Below are 17,215 nucleotides of genomic sequence, written 5' to 3'. Positions count from 1 at the left end.
GTATTTACTCACTTTCTTCCATTCGGATATCTGCTCCTAGGTCAGTTAATTTACCAATTATATCATCATACCCACGAAGGATATTTTCTACGTTAGAAATTTTTGTTGTTCCTTCTGCCATAACGCCAGCAATAACTAGACAAGCCCCTGCTCTTAAATCACTTGCAGCTACTTCTGCTCCTGTTAATTTCAACTCTTGATCTCCGTTAATGACAATCATATTGCCTTCAACACTTGCTTCAGCACCCATTCTTACTAATTCAGGAATATGATTCACACGTTGTTCATAAATTGTATCTGTTACGATACTTGTTCCTTTTGTTAACATTAGTAAAGGCGTTATAGGTTGTTGTAAATCTGTCGCAAATCCTGGATAAGGTACTGTTGTTACATTAACTGCTTTTAAATTAGATGAAGGATGAACTGTAATAGAATCTTCTTCAATCGTCATCTTAACTCCCATCTCTTGTAGTTTCGCAATAAAACTATCTAAATGCTCATGAATGACATTTTGGACTTTCACACCTTCACCATATGCAGCTGCAAGAGAAAGATAAGTTCCTGCTTCAATACGGTCAGGAATGATTGAATGTCGACATCCGTGTAACTCTTCCACACCATCAATACGAATTTCATTTGTACCTGCTCCACGGATTTTAGCACCCATATTATTCAATAATGTCGCAACATCAATAATTTCAGGTTCTCTTGCTGCATTTTCAATAACTGTACGTCCTTTAGCTTTAACAGCTGCTAACATAATATTAATAGTTGCACCAATTGAAACCATATCAAGATAAATTCTAGCTCCAGTTAATCCGTCTTCAGCTTTTAAATAAGTCGCACCGTGTTCACTTGTCACTGTTGCTCCTAAAGATTCAAATCCTTTTTCATGTAAATCAATTGGACGAGGACCTAAATAACAGCCTCCTGGTAATCCAACAACGGCTTCATTAAACTTACCTAATAATGCTCCCATGAAATAATAAGAAGCTCTTAGACTTTGTATTTTACCACTTGGCATTGGAGTTGATTTCATATTAGTTGGATCAATTTTCATTCGATTATTTTCAAAACTTACAGTAACACCCATTAATTCTAAAATTTCTTTTAATGAATGGACATCTTTTATGTCAGGAACACCTTCTAAAATAACTGGTGAGTCTGCTAAAATTGCTGCTGGAATTAAAGCAACTGCACTATTTTTAGCTCCACTGATCTTGACTTCACCTTTTAGTTTTTTACCACCATTAATTATCATTTTTCTCATTATGTTTTAAATTCCTCACTTTATTCTTTAAAAAAGCTGCTTATGTCAAAGCAGCCGTCATACTATCTTTTTTTATTAACCAATTAGTATTCTACCACATAAATGAGTGTAAAAAAAGATTTACATGCACTCGTGTCAAGAAACAAAAAAAGCAACTGCCTCAGCAGTTGCTTTTTCACAAATTTAAATTTATGCTTTACCGTTTGAACCGAACCATTCAATACGTTGTTTAACTAATTCTGTTACAGCTGAGAATCCTGGAGCTAATAATTTACGAGGGTCAAATCCTTTTCCTTCAAGGTCTTTTCCTTCTTCAATATATTTACGTGTTGCAGCTGCAAACACTTCTTGACATTCTGTATTTACGTTGATTTTTGAAACACCTAAAGAAATAGCTTTTTGTACTTGTTCTAAAGGAATACCAGAACCACCATGTAATACTAATGGTTTACCATCAGTTACATCAGCAATAGCTGATAAAGTTTCAAAGCTTAATCCTGTCCAGTTTTCTGGGTAAGAACCGTGGATGTTACCGATACCTGCTGCTAAGAAATCAATACCTGTATCAGACATTGCTTTACATTCAGCTGGATCTGCTAATTCGCCAGAACCAATGATTCCGTCTTCTTCTCCACCGATGCTTCCAACTTCACATTCAACTGAAACGCCAGCTGCGTGAGCTTTAGCAACAACTTCTTTTGCTTTTTCTAAGTTTTCTTCAAATGGTAAGTGAGAACCATCAAACATTACTGAAGTATATCCAATTTCGATACATTTTAAAGCATCTTCGTATTCACCATGATCTAAATGTAAAGCTACTGGTACAGTAATTCCCATTGAATCGATTAAATCTTTTACGATATCGTAACACATTTGGTAGCCGCCCATATATTTAGCTGCTCCCATTGATGTTTGGATCATAACTGGAGAGTTAGACTCTTGTGCACCTTGTAAAATTGCTTTAGTCCACTCTAAATTGTTTGTATTAAAAGCGCCAACTGCATATTTACCTTCTCTAGCTTGTTTTAACATTTCTGCTGCTGATACTAATGCCATAATTAATTTCCTCCTAATTTTGGATAACAATTTTGTTAAGCATTACTTAACTAACAACGTTATTCTAACAGAGTTTTTGAAAATTGGCTAGCTAATTTGTACATTTTTACGCAATATTTTCTGAAAACTTTTAACAGATTCACAAAAAATAGTTATTAATACAAACCGACAGGATTTTCATTTGTGTCAATATAAATATTTTTTGATTGAGAATAGCTATCTAAGATTGCTTTATGAGTTTCGCGACCAATTCCTGATTTTTTATAGCCACCAAATGGACTACCTGCTGGAATTTGGTTATATGTGTTTACCCAAATACGACCTGTCTCAATTCCTCGACCTACTTTTAATGCTGTATTGATGTTAGATGTCCAAACACCACCACCTAAACCGTAATCAGAGTCATTTGCCATCTCAATAACCTCTTCCATTGTTTTAAACTTAATCACAACGGCAACAGGACCAAAGATCTCTTCTCTTGCTACTTCCATATCATTTGTCACATCAGTTAATAAAGTTGGGGCCATGTAGCAGCCTTTACCTAACGCACCACTTAGACGTTTACCACCTGTTAAAATAGTCGCGCCTTCTTTTTGACCATTTAAAACAGCTTCTTCAATTTTTCTAACTTGGCCTTCGTTAACTTGAGCTCCCATTTGAGTTTCTTCTTTCCACGGTTCACCTACAGTAACTGCTTCAAATTTCTCTTTCAAAGCTCCTACAAATTTATCGTAAATTCCTTCTTGAACAAAAATTCTTGAGCCAGCACAACATACTTGACCTTGATTAAATAGGATTCCTAATTGAGCTCCTTCAACTGCTTTTTCAAAAGGCATGTCATCAAAGAAGATATTAGCAGATTTTCCACCCAATTCGAGTGTTGCTGGAATTAATCTTTCTGCAGCAGCTTTTGCGACATTGTAACCAATCTCTGTTGAACCTGTGAAGGCTAATTTATTAAATCCTTCGTGATGTAGCATGTACTCACCAGATTTAGAACCTTTACCTGTAATTAAGTTTAAAACACCCTTTGGTAGCATAGGTCCAATAATTTTTACCATCTCTAATAAACTCAATGAAGTAGATGATGATGGATGAATGACAATTGTATTTCCGGCAGCTAAAGCCGGAGCGATTTTCCAAGCAGCCATTAAAATAGGGAAATTCCACGGAATAATTTGTCCGACAACACCAATTGGCTCACGAATCACAATACTTAGTGTATTTTCATCAAAAGCTGTTGCTGATCCTTCTTCACTACGAATCACACCTGCAAAGTATCTAAAATGATCTGCACACAAAGGGACATCGACTGTTGCTGTTTCTCTTATCGGTTTTCCATTATCCATCGATTCAACCAGTGCTAAATGTTCCATATTTTCATCAATAGCATCTGCTATTTTTAATAATAAATTACTTCGATCAACTAAAGACCATTTACGCCATTCAACAAGAGCTTTTTGAGAAGCTTCAACAGCATCATCCACATCAGCATCTACCGCATCAATAAAACTTGCTAATTTTTCTCCAGTTGCTGGGGAGTAACTATCCATAAGTTGACCTCCTTTACCATTGGTCCACTTACCATCAATATACAATTGATAGCTTTCATCTAGTTTTAAATCAACCATTCTATCTATCTCCTTCTATATTTTTAATTTTTGGTATAGTTGTAATTGTAAGCGTTTATATTGAAAAAGACAAGTGTTTTTTGTGAAATAAAAAAGAAGCTTAACATATTCGATATGCTAAAGCTTCTAAATACTATATTTCTGTACTCTCAATTTCTTTTCCTAAAAAGTAAGAAATTGCCGTTCTAATCACCACAATCCCAGCTAAAATCAAAATATCTTCAATAGATGGATTTAAAATAGTCTCAATAATATCAGAGGCAATCAAAACTTCTAAACTCAGTAAGATATATGACCCTAAATAAATTTTCACAGAGTTGTTCTTTTTAGATATAACTGACTGATCATCATTATTGAATTCATTTTTGAAAAAATCTATCATAGCTTTTCCAACACCAAATAATAAAATAATAACTGAAAATGTATTTAACGCTAAAATAATATAGTGAACAATCGTTTCCAACATTTTTTTAACTCCTTTTCAAGCTAGAACATTATACGAAAAAACTGAGATAAACCATCGTTCATCCCAGCTTCATTCTAATTATTTTTCTTCTTCTTCCTCTTCATCGTCATAAAGATCATCTTCATCTAGGTCATCTTCATCAACAATTGTTAAACCTTCGACTACACCGTCTTCAGACTCATCAACATCATTATCTGCTCCGATTTCTGATAAATCACTTGTGTATTCTTTGATTTCTTTTGTTTCATCTTCTTCATCATCTTCATACAATTCTTCATCATCTTCATCATGAATATCTGTATCTTCAGGATCATCATCGTTATAATCAATGGCATCTGCATCATTATCAATAAATGCATTAACTTTTTTACGTTTTTTACGTCTTACAGTCGTTTCTTCATCTTCATCAATTCCTGATACTTCTTCATCAATTGAATCGATTGGATACCAAGAACGTAATCCCCAACGATTGTCTCCAAGAGAAATGAAGCTGCCGTCAATGTTTAAATCTGTATAAAATTGAGGTAGTACATCTCTGATTTCACTATCAGCTTTTTCTAAATAATTTTGAATTTGATTTACTAAATCTGAAAAATCCATAATGTCGCCACGTTCAGCTAAAATAGCATGAGCCACTTCAATCATTGATATTTCATTTTTATTGATACCCTCGAAAGCTTTAAATTCCAACTGGCACACGTCCTTTCACAGTCTACTCTTTATAATACAATAAGTAGCAATTCAATGCAATTCAAATCTTCAATTTTCTTATTCTTATTAGGCTGTAAAACTTAGTTCTAAATGATAGACACCAATTTTTTCTTCTCCGCCATATAAATCATAATCAATCACAACATTGCCTGAAAAAGGTCTATCTTTTAGACTAACTCGGATATTATTCGTAAATGTTTTAATCCACATCACTCCAAATGGCGTTTGATAATTTGTTTCTAATGTTTTTTGATATTCAAATTTCAAACGCATGCGAACATCACCTGCTCGAATCAATTGAACACTACCATCAGGTAAAATTTTCATTGTTACTGGTACTTTTTCTTCGATGCCTTCCATCACTTCATTATATCTAATATAAAGAACTTCTCCGATTCTAACAACTTGTCCTTCTTCTTCTAAAAAATACTCTTTTAATTCTTGTTCCTGAAACACTTCTGTTTTAACTTTAATTGCTACTGGAACTGATTTTCTTTCTTCCATTTAAACACCTACATCCCAATTATTATCTCTTCCTATTTTCCTTGGTCTGAGCTGGTTTGTCAAATTTTGAACTCAACTCTTTTTATTTAGGTCTTTTACTTTTCTCATGTATAATGGTAACAAATACAGTTTTAGGAGTTTTTTTAATGATAAATAAAAATGCTATTTTAGTTGAGCAACAAAATCTTACTCATGTCTCTAGTTTGGAGCCATTTATTTATACCGATTTGTTAGCAGAATATGCTGGAAATGAACTTGTTTCTTTTTTTCATTTTTGGAATATGACCAACCAAGTTATCTTAGGTATGAAAGATACTCGAGTTACCTTTCTAGATAAAGGTATTGAATCTATTCAAGCTGAAAACTATAACGTAGTTGTCAGAAATTCAGGCGGCTTAGCTGTGGTTGCTGATGAAGGGATTCTCAATTTTTCAATTATTATTCCTCAACCAAAAGAAAAATATTCATTCACAATAGATGATGGTTATTCATTAATGAAGGTAATTATCGAGAAAGCACTCAGTGACTTTAATATTCAAATAGATGCTTTTGAAGTAACTGATTCTTATTGTCCAGGTGATTTTGATTTAAGTATTAACAGTAAAAAATTTGCAGGTATTTCTCAAAGACGTATCAAAAAAGGTATCGGCATTATGATTTACTTAAGTGTTGATGGTAATCAAGACAAACGTGGAAAGATGGTTCGAAACTTTTATAAAGAAGGCTTAGAAGGGCAATTTGGAAAAGACGGCTTCCCACCAGTTGATCCTAATTCTATGGCTAATTTATCTGATTTACTACAGACTAAGATGACAATTGATGAAATGAAAAATAGAATCGTTCATGTTTTAAATGATGATTATCTTTTTGATAAATCTATCAAAGAGAAATTCGATATTTATCAAAACTCAAATGAATTTAAAGAAAACTATGATAAACAAGAAATCCGAATGATTCAACGAAATGATATCATTCATTGGAGTGAGACAGTTTAATGACAGAAACAGGCCTATTACCTATCGAAAAAGTTTTTAGAGATCCCATTCATAACTATGTCCATGTGGAGCATCAAATTATTTTGGATTTGATTAACTCAAAAGAATTTCAACGACTTAGACGGATTAAACAACTGGGAACAACTTCTTTTACATTCCATGCAGCAGAACACTCTAGATTTGGACATTCTTTAGGTGTTTACGAGTTAGCTAGAAGAATTTGTAATTATTTTAAACGAAATTTTTCAATTGAAACGTATCAAGAGGACGGTTGGGATGATAGTGAAAGATTAGTTACCCTTTGTGCTGCCTTACTTCATGACGTTGGACATGGACCCTATTCTCACACGTTTGAAGGTATTTTTGATACCAATCACGAAGCTATTACAATTAGTATTATCACATCAGAAACAACTGAAATTAACGCTATTTTAAAGAAAGTTTCTCCTGATTTCCCTGAAAAAGTGGCTAGTGTTATCAGTAAGGAATACCCTAATCCGCAAGTTGTGCAATTGATTTCAAGTCAAATTGATGCGGATCGGATGGATTATCTTCTAAGAGATGCTTACTACACTGGAACAGAATACGGCACATTTGATTTAACTCGTATTTTAAGAGTCATCAGACCCTATGAAAATGGGATAGCTTTCCAAGCTAATGGCATGCATGCTGTAGAAGACTATATCGTTAGTCGTTATCAGATGTATATGCAAATTTATTTTCATCCAGTTTCTCGCGGAATGGAGGTCATTTTAGATCATTTACTTAAACGGGGTAAGATTCTTTACATAGAAGATCCTGAGTTTTTTGAAAGTCACTCACCTTTAATGATTCCTTTTTTAAAAAATGATTACACATTACAAGATTATTTAAAACTGGATGATGGCGTATTAAACACAGCCTTTCTTTCTTGGATGGATCATCCTGATACAACACTTAGTGATTTAGCAAAACGATTTTTACATCGTCATCCTTTTAAATCAGTTACATTCAATCAAAAAACAGAGCATCAATTACCTAAACTTAAAGAGTTGATTGAATCAGTTGGCTATGACGCTATTAATTATACTGCTATTAATTCAAGTTATGACTTACCATATGACTTTTATCATCCAGCTGAAAACAAACATCGAACACAAATTGAGTTGATGGAGGGTGACGGTACTCTTATCGAATTATCTCAAGCAAGTGATTTAGTAGCAGCTCTAGCTGGACAAACAAAAGGAGACCAACGTTTTTATTTTCCAAAAGAAATGCTTGCATCAAAAACAAACGAACCCTATACTTTATTTGAAGAACAAATACTTTCATTTAACCAATTAATTCATAATGGGGCTGTGAAAGAAGAAAATTAAGGAGTGTTACACAATTGGGAATTAAATTAGTAACAATTGATATTGATGGTACTTTACTCAATTCAGAGAGAAAATTAACAGATGAAGTCAAACAAGCTATCAAAAAAGCAACAGAGATGGATGTTAACATTGTTTTAGCAACAGGTCGACCAACAATTGGCGTTATGCCTTTAATTAAAGAACTAGGTTTAGACAACGAGCATGGTTTTATCATTACCTATAATGGTGGTATGATTCAAAATGCTGGTACTCAAGAAATATTAATTCAACATCCTCTTCCTTTTGAAGATTACTTAGATATTGAACTTTTATCTCGAAAACTTGGTGTTCATTTCCACGTACAAGATTGTGACAGAATGTATACAGCTAATCGCGATATCAGTGAATACACCATTAATGAAGCCTTTTTAACTGGAATTCCAGTTTCTTATCGAGCAGTTTCAGAGATGACTCCTGATATTAACATTATTAAATCAATGATGATTGATCACGAAGCTGTTTTAGATGAAGCTATTAGTAAAGTTCCAGATACATTTAAAGAAAAATTCGCTATGGTGAAGAGTGCTCCTTATTATTACGAAATTTTAAATAAGAATGCTACTAAAGGAGAAGCCGTCAAAGAATTGGCTGAACTGTTAAACATCAAACCTGAAGAAGTGATGTCTATTGGAGATAATGAAAATGATTTATCTATGATTGAAGTCGCTGGTATTGGGGTTGCTATGGGGAATGCTGTTCCTGCGGTAAAAGAAGTAGCCGATAGAATAACCAAAACAAATGATGAACATGGTGTTGCTCACGCCATCAATGAATGGGTTTTAAAATAAAAAGTAAAAGACTGGAAGCCTTTCTCAAGGTTTTCCAGTCTTTTTTAGTTTCTAAAAAATATCTCCATTAAAAATAGAATTCTTTACAATGACATAATCAACTTTACGAATGGCTTCAATGTCTTTTCCACCAGCATAAGAAATAGATGATTGTAAGTCTTGTTGCATTTCTGTTAAAGTATCTTCTAGATGACCACGGTGTTCAATCCAGATTTTTTTACCTTCAACATTTTTGTGCTCACCTTTTTGATGTTCTGAAGCACTACCAAAATACTCTTTATAAAGTTTACCGTCCTCTTCTTTAGTTAAGCCAGGTGATTCTTCGTGACCTGCAAATAAAGAACCAATCATCACCATTGTTGCACCAAATCGAATTGATTTCGCAATGTCTCCGTGAGTACGAATACCTCCGTCAGCAATTAAAGGTTTACGTGCAGCTTTACTACATCTTCTTAAAGCTGATAATTGCCATCCACCTGTTCCAAATCCTGTTTTAAGTTTTGTAATACAAACTTTACCAGGACCAATTCCAACTTTAGTTGCGTCAGCCCCTGCATTTTCTAATTCACGAACAGCTTCTGGTGTTCCGACGTTTCCTGCAATAACAAAAGTATCAGGTAAATATGTTTTTAAATGTTTAATCATGTTAATAACTGAATCTGAGTGACCATGAGCAATATCAATGGTTACATATTCTGGCACGACATTTTCTGCTGCCATCTGTTTAACAAATCCATATTCGTTAGCTTTTACTCCTACACTAATTGAAGCGAATAAGTTTTTGTCATGCATTTTTTTAATAAAAGGAATACGACCTTCTTCATCAAAACGATGCATAATATAAAAGTAATCTCTTGAAGCTAAAAATTCTGCAATATTCTCGTCGATAATCGTTTGCATATTGGCAGGAACGACTGGCATTTTAAACTCTCTTCCACCTAATGTCACAGTTGTTTCACACTCTGAGCGGCTTTCAACCACACACTTATTAGGTACTAATTGAATATCTTCATAATCAAAAATCTTCATTTGACTTCCTCCTAAACGATAAATACACTATTATGAGAGCAAAAACCGAATATTAAAAGGTTTATATCTTCGAATATTTTGCATCCTATGACAATCTACCGTATATACAAAAAAAAAGCAAGACATTTGATAATAATCTTACTTTTTCTTTTATTATTGTTCGTGTTTTACAAGTTTTGCCGCTTCATTATACTAAGAGATACCAAGGTCATAATGATAGACATTAACATTAATAGCAAATTACTGAAAACAGACATACTTGTTTGACTAAAATCTAAGGATATTGGTAACAGTTCAACCAATCCAATAACGACTGTTTGCATCATGCTAAGAGCAAAATAAACTAAGATAGTTAGGTTTCGCCCCTTCATCAAGATAGTAGCAGTTGAAATTAAAACTAATACATTTAAGTACGAATTAAAGAATGTTAAAGACATTTCAAAAATATTTAAGTGATTCATGTCAATCATTTTCAATAGATTATTAAATATATCCATCATTCCCATAGATTGTGAAGCCTTTAATAAAATGATAAAGCCTGGTATAAAAACCAAAACAAAAGTTACTGCTAAAGACCATAAAAGAGTTGCTCCAATTTTTGAGAAAAATAGTCGATTTCTATTCACTCCAGAAGCAACTAACATCGCCATAACATCATTTTTGTAATCCATTGACATTAAGTGGAACGGATATAAAAACATAAATGCAAAGTTAGCAAAAACTGTTAAAGTCGAAAATAAGACAAAAATACCAAGAAATCTTGTTTCATTATCTGAAAATCCTTGTATATGATCGATTAAATAAACTAAGTAAACTGTTGTACAAACATTTATAATAGCTAAAACTGCGGTTGCAATTAAATACTTCTTATCCCGCATGTATTTGAATAATTCCATTCTAAAAATTAATTGTGCACTCACTCGTTCCCCTCCTCTAGTTCAGACTACCATCAAGAACGTTGACTTTAGCTAATTCTGTGATATCAATATTTTGATCCATTAGAGTTGCCTTTACTTCTACCCAACGCTCATCTTGAATATTCAAGCGAACAATACCATTTTCTAACACTTGATAATAATAATTGGCATTTTCTAGAATAACAATCAAAGCTTCTTGGTTAGTTGTCTCCACATCACGAATCATTTTTGAAGATAGATCACTTAAATTAAGATGTTTAATAATCTGTCCTTGTTTTAAAATATAAACCTCTTCACAAAGAGATTCAATATCATTTTTAACATGACTAGAAATAATCAAACTCATCCCTCTTCTTGTCATTTGCTTTAAATAAAATTTAAACCAAGTAACAGTTTCTGAATCCAGTCCTCTAAAAGGTTCATCTAAAATTAAGATTTTAGGATCATGAAGAAGTGCTATTAATAAAATTAACTTTTTGACCATTCCATATGAATAAGTTTTGACTTTACTATGTAAGTATTCTGATATCTCTAATTCTACCGCTAATTTTTCTGCTTGTTGTGGATTATAGTTTCCTCTTAAACGAGAGAAATATTCAATATTAAACCATCCTGTTCGGTCTCTATAAACGGAAATACCATCTAAAACGATTCCGACATTACTTAAAATACTATTATGTTCTTTCACTGAAACATTATTTATAAAAATTTCACCTTGATAATCTCCAATGATATTAGTAATACATTTAAAAAGTGTTGTTTTGCCTGCCCCATTTGGCCCAATGATTCCATAAGCTTTTCCTGTCTCAAGAATCAATTCATCTATATTTAAAACTTCTCGAGCACCATATTTTTTGGTTACCTGATTTAGACGTACTTCCATCGTTTGCCTCCTTCACTTGTTAATTTACAGTAATTGATAGCCACTTGCTTGATACAGCCTGTACCAATCTTCTCTACTTAATTCAATCTCACTTGCTAAAGCGACTGCTTCAATTCGTTGAGGGTTCATTGTTCCGATAATCGTTTGAATGTTTGCTGGATGTCGATTAATCCAAGCTGTCGCAATGCCAGTGTCCGTTACACCATATTTTTGTGCGATTTCTTCAATGACATCATTTAACTCTTTAAAATCATTATTTCCTAAAAAGACACCATCAAAATAGCCATACTGATATGGAGACCAAGCTTGAATAGTCATTTCTTTTAGTCTTGAATACTCTAAAATACCGCCATCTCGATAGATGCCAGCTTCATTTTCCATATTTCCATTCATTCCATAAGCTACCATACCTGCATGTTTTAAACCAAATTGTAATTGGTTAACCACTAACTTCTGGTTAAGAGCTCTTTCAATTAGTTCTATTTGCATTGGCCCCTGATTACTAACACCAAAATGGCGGACTTTACCAGTTGACTGAAGTTTATCAAAAGCCTCTGCAATCTCTGATGGCTCCATCAATGTATCCGGGCGATGAAGAGCAAGTACATCAAGGTAATCAGTCTCTAATCTTTCTAAAATACCATCAACACTCTTTAAAATATGTTCTTTTGAAAAATCATAAAAGCCATCTCTAATACCACATTTAGATTGAATCATTATTTTTTCACGAGGAACAGCCATCTCTTTTATAGCTTGAGCAAATTTCTTTTCAGCTTCGCCTTTTCCATAAATATCAGCATGATCAAAAAAATTAATGCCATGATCTAAACTAGTTTCCAAAACTGCCACCGCATCTTTCAAAGCTAAATCGCTCATTCGCATACAGCCTAGTGCAACCTGTGGGACCTCTATAGAAGTGCTTCCTAATTCAATATTTCTCATTCATCTTTCACCCTTTCATTTTAAAACTGTTGATCTATTAATTCTAACACGACACGGTTAAAGAAAACCCTAATATCCTTTCTTGCTAGCTCAAACTCTTTTTCTCCAAGATGGAGGCATAAATTACTAAAACAATTAATAACCTCCTCATAAAAGAAATGAGGTGACTCATGCGGAAATTTAACGTAATGCAGTTGCTGAAAGTTTTTGGTTATAATCTGTTTCATTATGTGATTATCAAGGTTAACTAAAAAGGTTTCTAAAATCTCCATTAAAACCGTTTGCTTTTCCAATAAATCTGTTTCACTTTTCAAACTTTCTAATTTTTGTTTAGTATTATCCATATTAATAGATAGATTTTTTATTTGCAATTGAAACATATAATTGGATAAGAGTAATTCGAGTAGTTGAGCTCTTTCCACAAATTCTTCTTTTGAAATAATTTGTTTTTTGACAACAACTCCTCTGTTGACTACTTTTTCCAAATATCCTTCTAGTATCAACCATTTAATGGCTTCTCTAATTGGTGTGCGGCTAATGTTTAATTGATTAGAAATGTCTTGTTCGACAATTCTAACATCATTTTGCCATGTACCATCTTCTATTTTTCCTTTGATATAATCATATGCCTTCTGCTGCATTCTACTTTTCTTCACTGTCATTCCATCCTATTTCTCTAAACTAGTACTCAATTAAACCTGTATGTTTTATTTCTTGTATTGTTTCCTCCAAATTATCAGATAACACTGTTATATGCCCCAATTTAAAAGGAGCATCCATTTGCGGGTATTGATAAAAATGATAATGCCATTGTCTTTTTGTTTCTAATAATGACAAGGCTAATTCAATATTTTCTTTCGTTATATTAAACGTTACTGCTGGCATCAATTGTGTTACCTTAGGCAATGGCCAATTACAAATCCCTTTAATATGGGCATCATATTCAGAAAAATCGCATGCATCTAATGTATAACTACTTGATTCATGAGGTCTAGAAGAAATCTCATTCACATATAAGTTATCCTCTTCTGTTAAGAAAAATTCGATACCAACCACACCACTAACACCTAATTCAGATGCGATAACTTTTGCTATCAACTCCATTTGATTAACAACATCATCAGCCAAATCTAAAATTTCGATAGGTGCTTTTATTTTTTTCAATTGACCGTTCGCATAGTGGATGGTTTCAACAACTGGAAACAAGGTATACTCACCTTTTCTATTAACTGCTATCGTCACAAAGAGTTCTTTCTTTAAGGGGACAATAGCTTCAACCATACAAACACCTCTTTGAATTAAAGGAACTGCTAAATCTATATCCTTTGCAGACTCAATTCTGACAACTAACTCTTCTTCCTGAAATCTTCTTGTACTTTTAACTAAACAGGGATATCCAATAGAATTAATTGCCTCCCTTATATCTGAGACAACAACAGCTGTTTCATAAGGAGCAATATTGATTGAATGGTTATCCAAAAACTCTCTTTCTATTAAACGATCCTGAGTCACTGACAAACCAAATGTTCCTTGCGGCAATGAAACGAAATTCGCTAAATAATCTAACGCATTAACGTCAATATTCTCCGTTTCATATGTGATAACATCACATTTTTTAGCTAATTCTAATAATGCTCCTTCATTATCATAATCAGCTAAGATATGCCAATCAGCTACTTGAGATGCGGGACAATTTACAAGAGGATCTAAAACGCCGACTGAAAAACCCATTTTCTTTGCCGACATTACCAACATTTTGCTAATGTGTCTGCCCCCAATAATACCAATTGTACTACCAGGTAAAATCATTTTCGACAACTTCCCTCACTACTTTCTCTTGTTATAAATTAACTGATTATAATCCTGTATTAATAGTAACAATCTGTGTATAGACTGTAAAGATAAAAATACTGATATCATCATTCTTTTAAAGTCAAAAAAACAGCTGACCTGCTTGGTCAACTGTTATATTTTATCCTTTTGTCTAAAATCTATTAAACAACAAATTTTATTATTCACAATCTTCAGAAACAGCTTATTCTTACCTATACCTTTAAAAATTATTTATTCTTTTACTTTATAAAATATTTTTTTAATTTTTTTTAGTGTTGCTTCCCTAAAACAAAATCGTTTTCCTAATTCTCTTCTTCAACAAAATGAACTTTGTTATTTTTTAATGATTTAATGCGTGCAAGCGAGTCTACTTTATACCCTTTTTCTTCCAATAAACTACGTCCATTTTGGAATGATTTTTCAATAACAATATTGATAGCTTCAATGCTTGCACCCGCTTGTTGGCATAACTCAATTAAACCTAATGCAGCTTGTCCGTTAGCTAGAAAATCATCTACAACTAGAACTTTGTCATGTTCTGTTAAAAACTTAGTTGATATTGAAATGTTATTGGTAGTTTGTTTCGTAAAAGAATAAACACTAGCAGTTAATAATTCTGTTGTCATGGTTAAACTTTTTTGCTTTCTAGCAAAAATAACCGGCACTCCTAATTCAAGCCCAATAAAAACTGCTGGAGCAATTCCTGAGGATTCAATCGTTACGATTTTAGTAATTCCTTTATCTCGATATTTATCAGCAAACGTTTTTCCTACTAAACTCATTAATTCTGGATCAATTTGATGTGTTAAGAAACTATCTACCTTTAAAACATCCTCTTCTAGTACTGTACCTTCTTTTAAAATCTTTTCCAATAATTCTTTCATTATTATTCCCCCTTGTATTAAAAAAACCGTTTTTGCCTAAGCAAAAACGGGTATAATTCACCAATTTTTACTTATAGTCCAATGTTCACGGCATTGAGTAGAAACGATTATCCATATTATAATCATATATAAGTTATTTATTTTACTATATTAATCAACTAAAAAAAGGCAAAGATTGCCTTTTTAATTTTTAGTTACTTGATATTTTGTTGGTTTTTCAAGACTCTCAGAAAGTTTATCTGTCATATTTTGTCCTATTTTATTCAACATATCAATATTTTCAGATTTTTTCTTAAGGTCTTTTTTAGGTTTAGCTTTTTTTACAACTTTTTTCGGTTCAACTTCTTTATCAAATTCTGTTAAATCGTATGTTGCAATTAGCGAATTTAATTTTTTATGATATTTTCTATCTTGTTTATTTTGAGCTGTCATATAAGCAGTTACTTTTTTATAAGTATCTTTTTTAGTTGTTGTCATCTCTTGATAAACATCTTTATCTTCTTTAAGTTCTTTGACATGATCTGTCATTGCCTCTTCATAAGAAGGATATTCTTTGTAAGAAACTTTTTCAAGTTTTGGACCTTTTTTAGTTTGCTTAACTGTTTCTACTTCTACACTTTTATCTTGGTACTCTCCTTCAGCTAAGAATATATTATTCTTTTTAGCTAAAATGTTATTACCAGACGAACTTTGAATGATAGCATCTGCAATTAAAACAGAAGCATATAAATCATTCTTGCCTGCTATTTCTTTTGCATCAGTAGAAATTTCTTTTATAAAGGCTTCAGTTTCTTTTGATTTTTCCATCTTAGTTTCTACTGCTTTTTTCTGATCATATTGAGTTAACTCATACGTTTCAATTAAACCATCTAATTTATCATTGTAACGTGTATCAGTAGCATATCTACCAGTCAAATATTTAGTAGCTTCTTTATAAGATTTAGTGTTAGATTTCCAAGCACCTTGATAAAATGTTGATCTCCCAGAAGTACCACCTGTCATTAAAGTAGCATAATCTTCTAGAGATTCTTTATAGCTTGGATATTTTCTAAACTTGGCAGAAATAGTATACATACCACCTTTACCATTATCTTCTAAGGTTGGCATTTGAACTGCCTCTCCCTCATAAGAACCTTTAATTCCAAATAAATTATAATTAGGACTTCTTGATAAACCACTATTACCCGAACCACTTTCTAAAATAGCTTGAGCAATCATAACTGAAGCATATAAATCATTTTTTTGACCAATTTGTCTAGCAGATTCTCCAATTTCTTCAATAAATTCAGCTGTTGACTGATTTCTTGAATATTTAATTGGTGTTGAATCTTTTGGTTTATTAATATTTTTACCTAATAAATCATTTTCATCTTTAGAAGAGCTAGGTTTTGTAATCGGATCTTTTTCACCATCATTATTATTAGAAATACTTCCATTACTAGAAGAACTGCCTGTTGAAGGATTTGAGCTGTTTGACGAAATCCCTCCGTTAGAAGAAGAATTAGTTCCACTACTTGAGCCTTGATTATTACTACTAGAAGAACTACCAGTATTTTGATTACCACCATTAGAACTTGAATTACCATTAGATTGACTTGAAGATGAACCTGTTTCAGATCCATTGCTTCCTTCTTCAGGTTTAGTTCCAGTATCTTCTTGTGTAGGCTGGCTACTTATTTCACCAGTATTTGCCGCGTTAGTTGTACTCGAAAAGTCTGTCGAAAAATTAATAACAGATGTAGCGTCAGGTAAAGGGTGGATAACTTTATCGGTTGATACATTTGCTTCTTCTGCGTAAACCACAGATTGAAGAATAGGGCCACATACTGAAAAGAGCGTCGTACTTACACCAACAAACATTCCTATTTTACGATGCTTATTTTTTTTACTAGCAGTCATAAATCTTTACCTC

Annotated in this window: 17 protein-coding genes and 1 riboswitch; of the genes, 3 read left to right on the top strand and 14 right to left on the bottom strand. The window is 32.8% G+C overall.

Features of this window, described 5'->3' with window-relative positions; genetic code table 11:
* Positions 1–4: 4 nt before the first annotated feature.
* From H9L18_RS05685 to H9L18_RS05660, 6 genes are all read right to left on the bottom strand, one after another.
* Positions 5–1,270 (bottom strand): UDP-N-acetylglucosamine 1-carboxyvinyltransferase, encoded by a 1,266-nt coding sequence (locus H9L18_RS05685; protein WP_126793912.1) that lies wholly within the window; start codon positions 1,268–1,270, stop codon positions 5–7.
* A 189-nt stretch (positions 1,271–1,459) separates the two neighbouring features.
* Positions 1,460–2,326 carry a class II fructose-bisphosphate aldolase gene (locus H9L18_RS05680; protein ID WP_126793914.1) on the bottom strand — a complete coding sequence of 289 codons (867 nt, stop codon included), beginning with the start codon at positions 2,324–2,326 and terminating at the stop codon, positions 1,460–1,462.
* Between the two features lie 155 nt (positions 2,327–2,481).
* A complete protein-coding gene (locus H9L18_RS05675; protein ID WP_126793916.1) occupies positions 2,482–3,957 on the bottom strand; it encodes an aldehyde dehydrogenase family protein in 1,476 nt (491 codons plus the stop codon).
* Between the two features lie 133 nt (positions 3,958–4,090).
* Positions 4,091–4,423 (bottom strand): DUF1622 domain-containing protein, encoded by a 333-nt coding sequence (locus tag H9L18_RS05670; protein ID WP_126793918.1) that lies wholly within the window; start codon positions 4,421–4,423, stop codon positions 4,091–4,093.
* A 78-nt stretch (positions 4,424–4,501) separates the two neighbouring features.
* On the bottom strand, positions 4,502–5,113 hold the full coding sequence (rpoE, locus tag H9L18_RS05665) for a DNA-directed RNA polymerase subunit delta (RefSeq protein WP_126793920.1): 612 nt from the start codon (positions 5,111–5,113) through the stop codon (positions 4,502–4,504).
* 87 nt (positions 5,114–5,200) lie between these two features.
* Positions 5,201–5,638 (bottom strand): YwiB family protein, encoded by a 438-nt coding sequence (locus tag H9L18_RS05660; RefSeq protein WP_126793923.1) that lies wholly within the window; start codon positions 5,636–5,638, stop codon positions 5,201–5,203.
* Between the two features lie 146 nt (positions 5,639–5,784).
* Here H9L18_RS05660 and H9L18_RS05655 point away from each other — a divergent pair, with 146 nt between their 5' ends.
* From H9L18_RS05655 to yidA, 3 genes are read left to right on the top strand one after another with little or no spacing between them, the layout of a single operon-like run.
* Positions 5,785–6,633 carry a lipoate--protein ligase family protein gene (locus H9L18_RS05655; protein ID WP_126793928.1) on the top strand — a complete coding sequence of 283 codons (849 nt, stop codon included), beginning with the start codon at positions 5,785–5,787 and terminating at the stop codon, positions 6,631–6,633.
* Positions 6,633–7,988: an HD domain-containing protein gene (locus H9L18_RS05650; protein WP_126793931.1), complete on the top strand. Its 1,356-nt coding sequence runs from the start codon at positions 6,633–6,635 to the stop codon at positions 7,986–7,988. Before H9L18_RS05655 ends, H9L18_RS05650 begins: the two co-directional genes overlap by 1 nt.
* 14 nt (positions 7,989–8,002) lie before the next feature.
* The gene (gene yidA / locus H9L18_RS05645) at positions 8,003–8,815 is read left to right on the top strand and encodes a sugar-phosphatase (RefSeq protein ID WP_126793934.1); all 813 of its coding nucleotides are present in this window, start codon (positions 8,003–8,005) and stop codon (positions 8,813–8,815) included.
* A gap of 51 nt (positions 8,816–8,866) precedes the next feature.
* Here yidA and guaC read toward each other — a convergent pair whose 3' ends face one another.
* From guaC to H9L18_RS05605, 8 genes are all read right to left on the bottom strand, one after another.
* The gene (gene guaC, locus H9L18_RS05640) at positions 8,867–9,844 is read right to left on the bottom strand and encodes a GMP reductase (RefSeq protein WP_126793937.1); all 978 of its coding nucleotides are present in this window, start codon (positions 9,842–9,844) and stop codon (positions 8,867–8,869) included.
* 167 nt (positions 9,845–10,011) lie between these two features.
* Positions 10,012–10,764, bottom strand: a complete 753-nt coding sequence (locus H9L18_RS05635) for an ABC transporter permease (RefSeq protein ID WP_126793940.1) — start codon at positions 10,762–10,764, stop codon at positions 10,012–10,014.
* Between the two features lie 13 nt (positions 10,765–10,777).
* Positions 10,778–11,644 (bottom strand): ABC transporter ATP-binding protein, encoded by an 867-nt coding sequence (locus H9L18_RS05630; RefSeq protein ID WP_126793944.1) that lies wholly within the window; start codon positions 11,642–11,644, stop codon positions 10,778–10,780.
* Positions 11,645–11,668: 24 nt separating this feature from the next.
* The gene (locus H9L18_RS05625; protein WP_126793947.1) at positions 11,669–12,586 is read right to left on the bottom strand and encodes an aldo/keto reductase; all 918 of its coding nucleotides are present in this window, start codon (positions 12,584–12,586) and stop codon (positions 11,669–11,671) included.
* A gap of 20 nt (positions 12,587–12,606) precedes the next feature.
* Positions 12,607–13,242 carry a GntR family transcriptional regulator gene (locus H9L18_RS05620; protein WP_185847483.1) on the bottom strand — a complete coding sequence of 212 codons (636 nt, stop codon included), beginning with the start codon at positions 13,240–13,242 and terminating at the stop codon, positions 12,607–12,609.
* Between the two features lie 25 nt (positions 13,243–13,267).
* Positions 13,268–14,395, bottom strand: coding sequence for a 5-(carboxyamino)imidazole ribonucleotide synthase (locus H9L18_RS05615; protein WP_126793953.1), 1,128 nt, complete (start codon positions 14,393–14,395; stop codon positions 13,268–13,270).
* Between the two features lie 326 nt (positions 14,396–14,721).
* Positions 14,722–15,303 (bottom strand): xanthine phosphoribosyltransferase, encoded by a 582-nt coding sequence (locus H9L18_RS05610; RefSeq protein ID WP_126793957.1) that lies wholly within the window; start codon positions 15,301–15,303, stop codon positions 14,722–14,724.
* 54 nt (positions 15,304–15,357) lie between these two features.
* Positions 15,358–15,455: riboswitch (purine riboswitch) on the bottom strand.
* Positions 15,456–15,486: 31 nt separating this feature from the next.
* On the bottom strand, positions 15,487–17,202 hold the full coding sequence (locus tag H9L18_RS05605) for a glucosaminidase domain-containing protein (protein WP_126793960.1): 1,716 nt from the start codon (positions 17,200–17,202) through the stop codon (positions 15,487–15,489).
* Positions 17,203–17,215: the final 13 nt, after the last annotated feature.

The organism is Vagococcus carniphilus, from assembly GCF_014397115.1.
Lineage (GTDB): Bacteria > Bacillota > Bacilli > Lactobacillales > Vagococcaceae > Vagococcus > Vagococcus carniphilus.
Note: the sequence above shows the minus strand (reverse complement) of the source record. Positions and strands in the feature narration are given on the sequence as shown.

Coding starts and splice junctions, on each gene's coding strand:
- H9L18_RS05685 (WP_126793912.1), bottom strand. CDS start 1,270: ATGAGAAAAATGATAATTAATGGTGGTAAAAAACTAAAAGGTGAAGTC.
- H9L18_RS05680 (WP_126793914.1), bottom strand. CDS start 2,326: ATGGCATTAGTATCAGCAGCAGAAATGTTAAAACAAGCTAGAGAAGGT.
- H9L18_RS05675 (WP_126793916.1), bottom strand. CDS start 3,957: ATGGTTGATTTAAAACTAGATGAAAGCTATCAATTGTATATTGATGGT.
- H9L18_RS05670 (WP_126793918.1), bottom strand. CDS start 4,423: ATGTTGGAAACGATTGTTCACTATATTATTTTAGCGTTAAATACATTT.
- H9L18_RS05660 (WP_126793923.1), bottom strand. CDS start 5,638: ATGGAAGAAAGAAAATCAGTTCCAGTAGCAATTAAAGTTAAAACAGAA.
- H9L18_RS05655 (WP_126793928.1), top strand. CDS start 5,785: ATGATAAATAAAAATGCTATTTTAGTTGAGCAACAAAATCTTACTCAT.
- H9L18_RS05650 (WP_126793931.1), top strand. CDS start 6,633: ATGACAGAAACAGGCCTATTACCTATCGAAAAAGTTTTTAGAGATCCC.
- guaC (WP_126793937.1), bottom strand. CDS start 9,844: ATGAAGATTTTTGATTATGAAGATATTCAATTAGTACCTAATAAGTGT.
- H9L18_RS05630 (WP_126793944.1), bottom strand. CDS start 11,644: ATGGAAGTACGTCTAAATCAGGTAACCAAAAAATATGGTGCTCGAGAA.
- H9L18_RS05625 (WP_126793947.1), bottom strand. CDS start 12,586: ATGAGAAATATTGAATTAGGAAGCACTTCTATAGAGGTCCCACAGGTT.
- H9L18_RS05615 (WP_126793953.1), bottom strand. CDS start 14,395: ATGATTTTACCTGGTAGTACAATTGGTATTATTGGGGGCAGACACATT.
- H9L18_RS05610 (WP_126793957.1), bottom strand. CDS start 15,303: ATGAAAGAATTATTGGAAAAGATTTTAAAAGAAGGTACAGTACTAGAA.
- H9L18_RS05605 (WP_126793960.1), bottom strand. CDS start 17,202: ATGACTGCTAGTAAAAAAAATAAGCATCGTAAAATAGGAATGTTTGTT.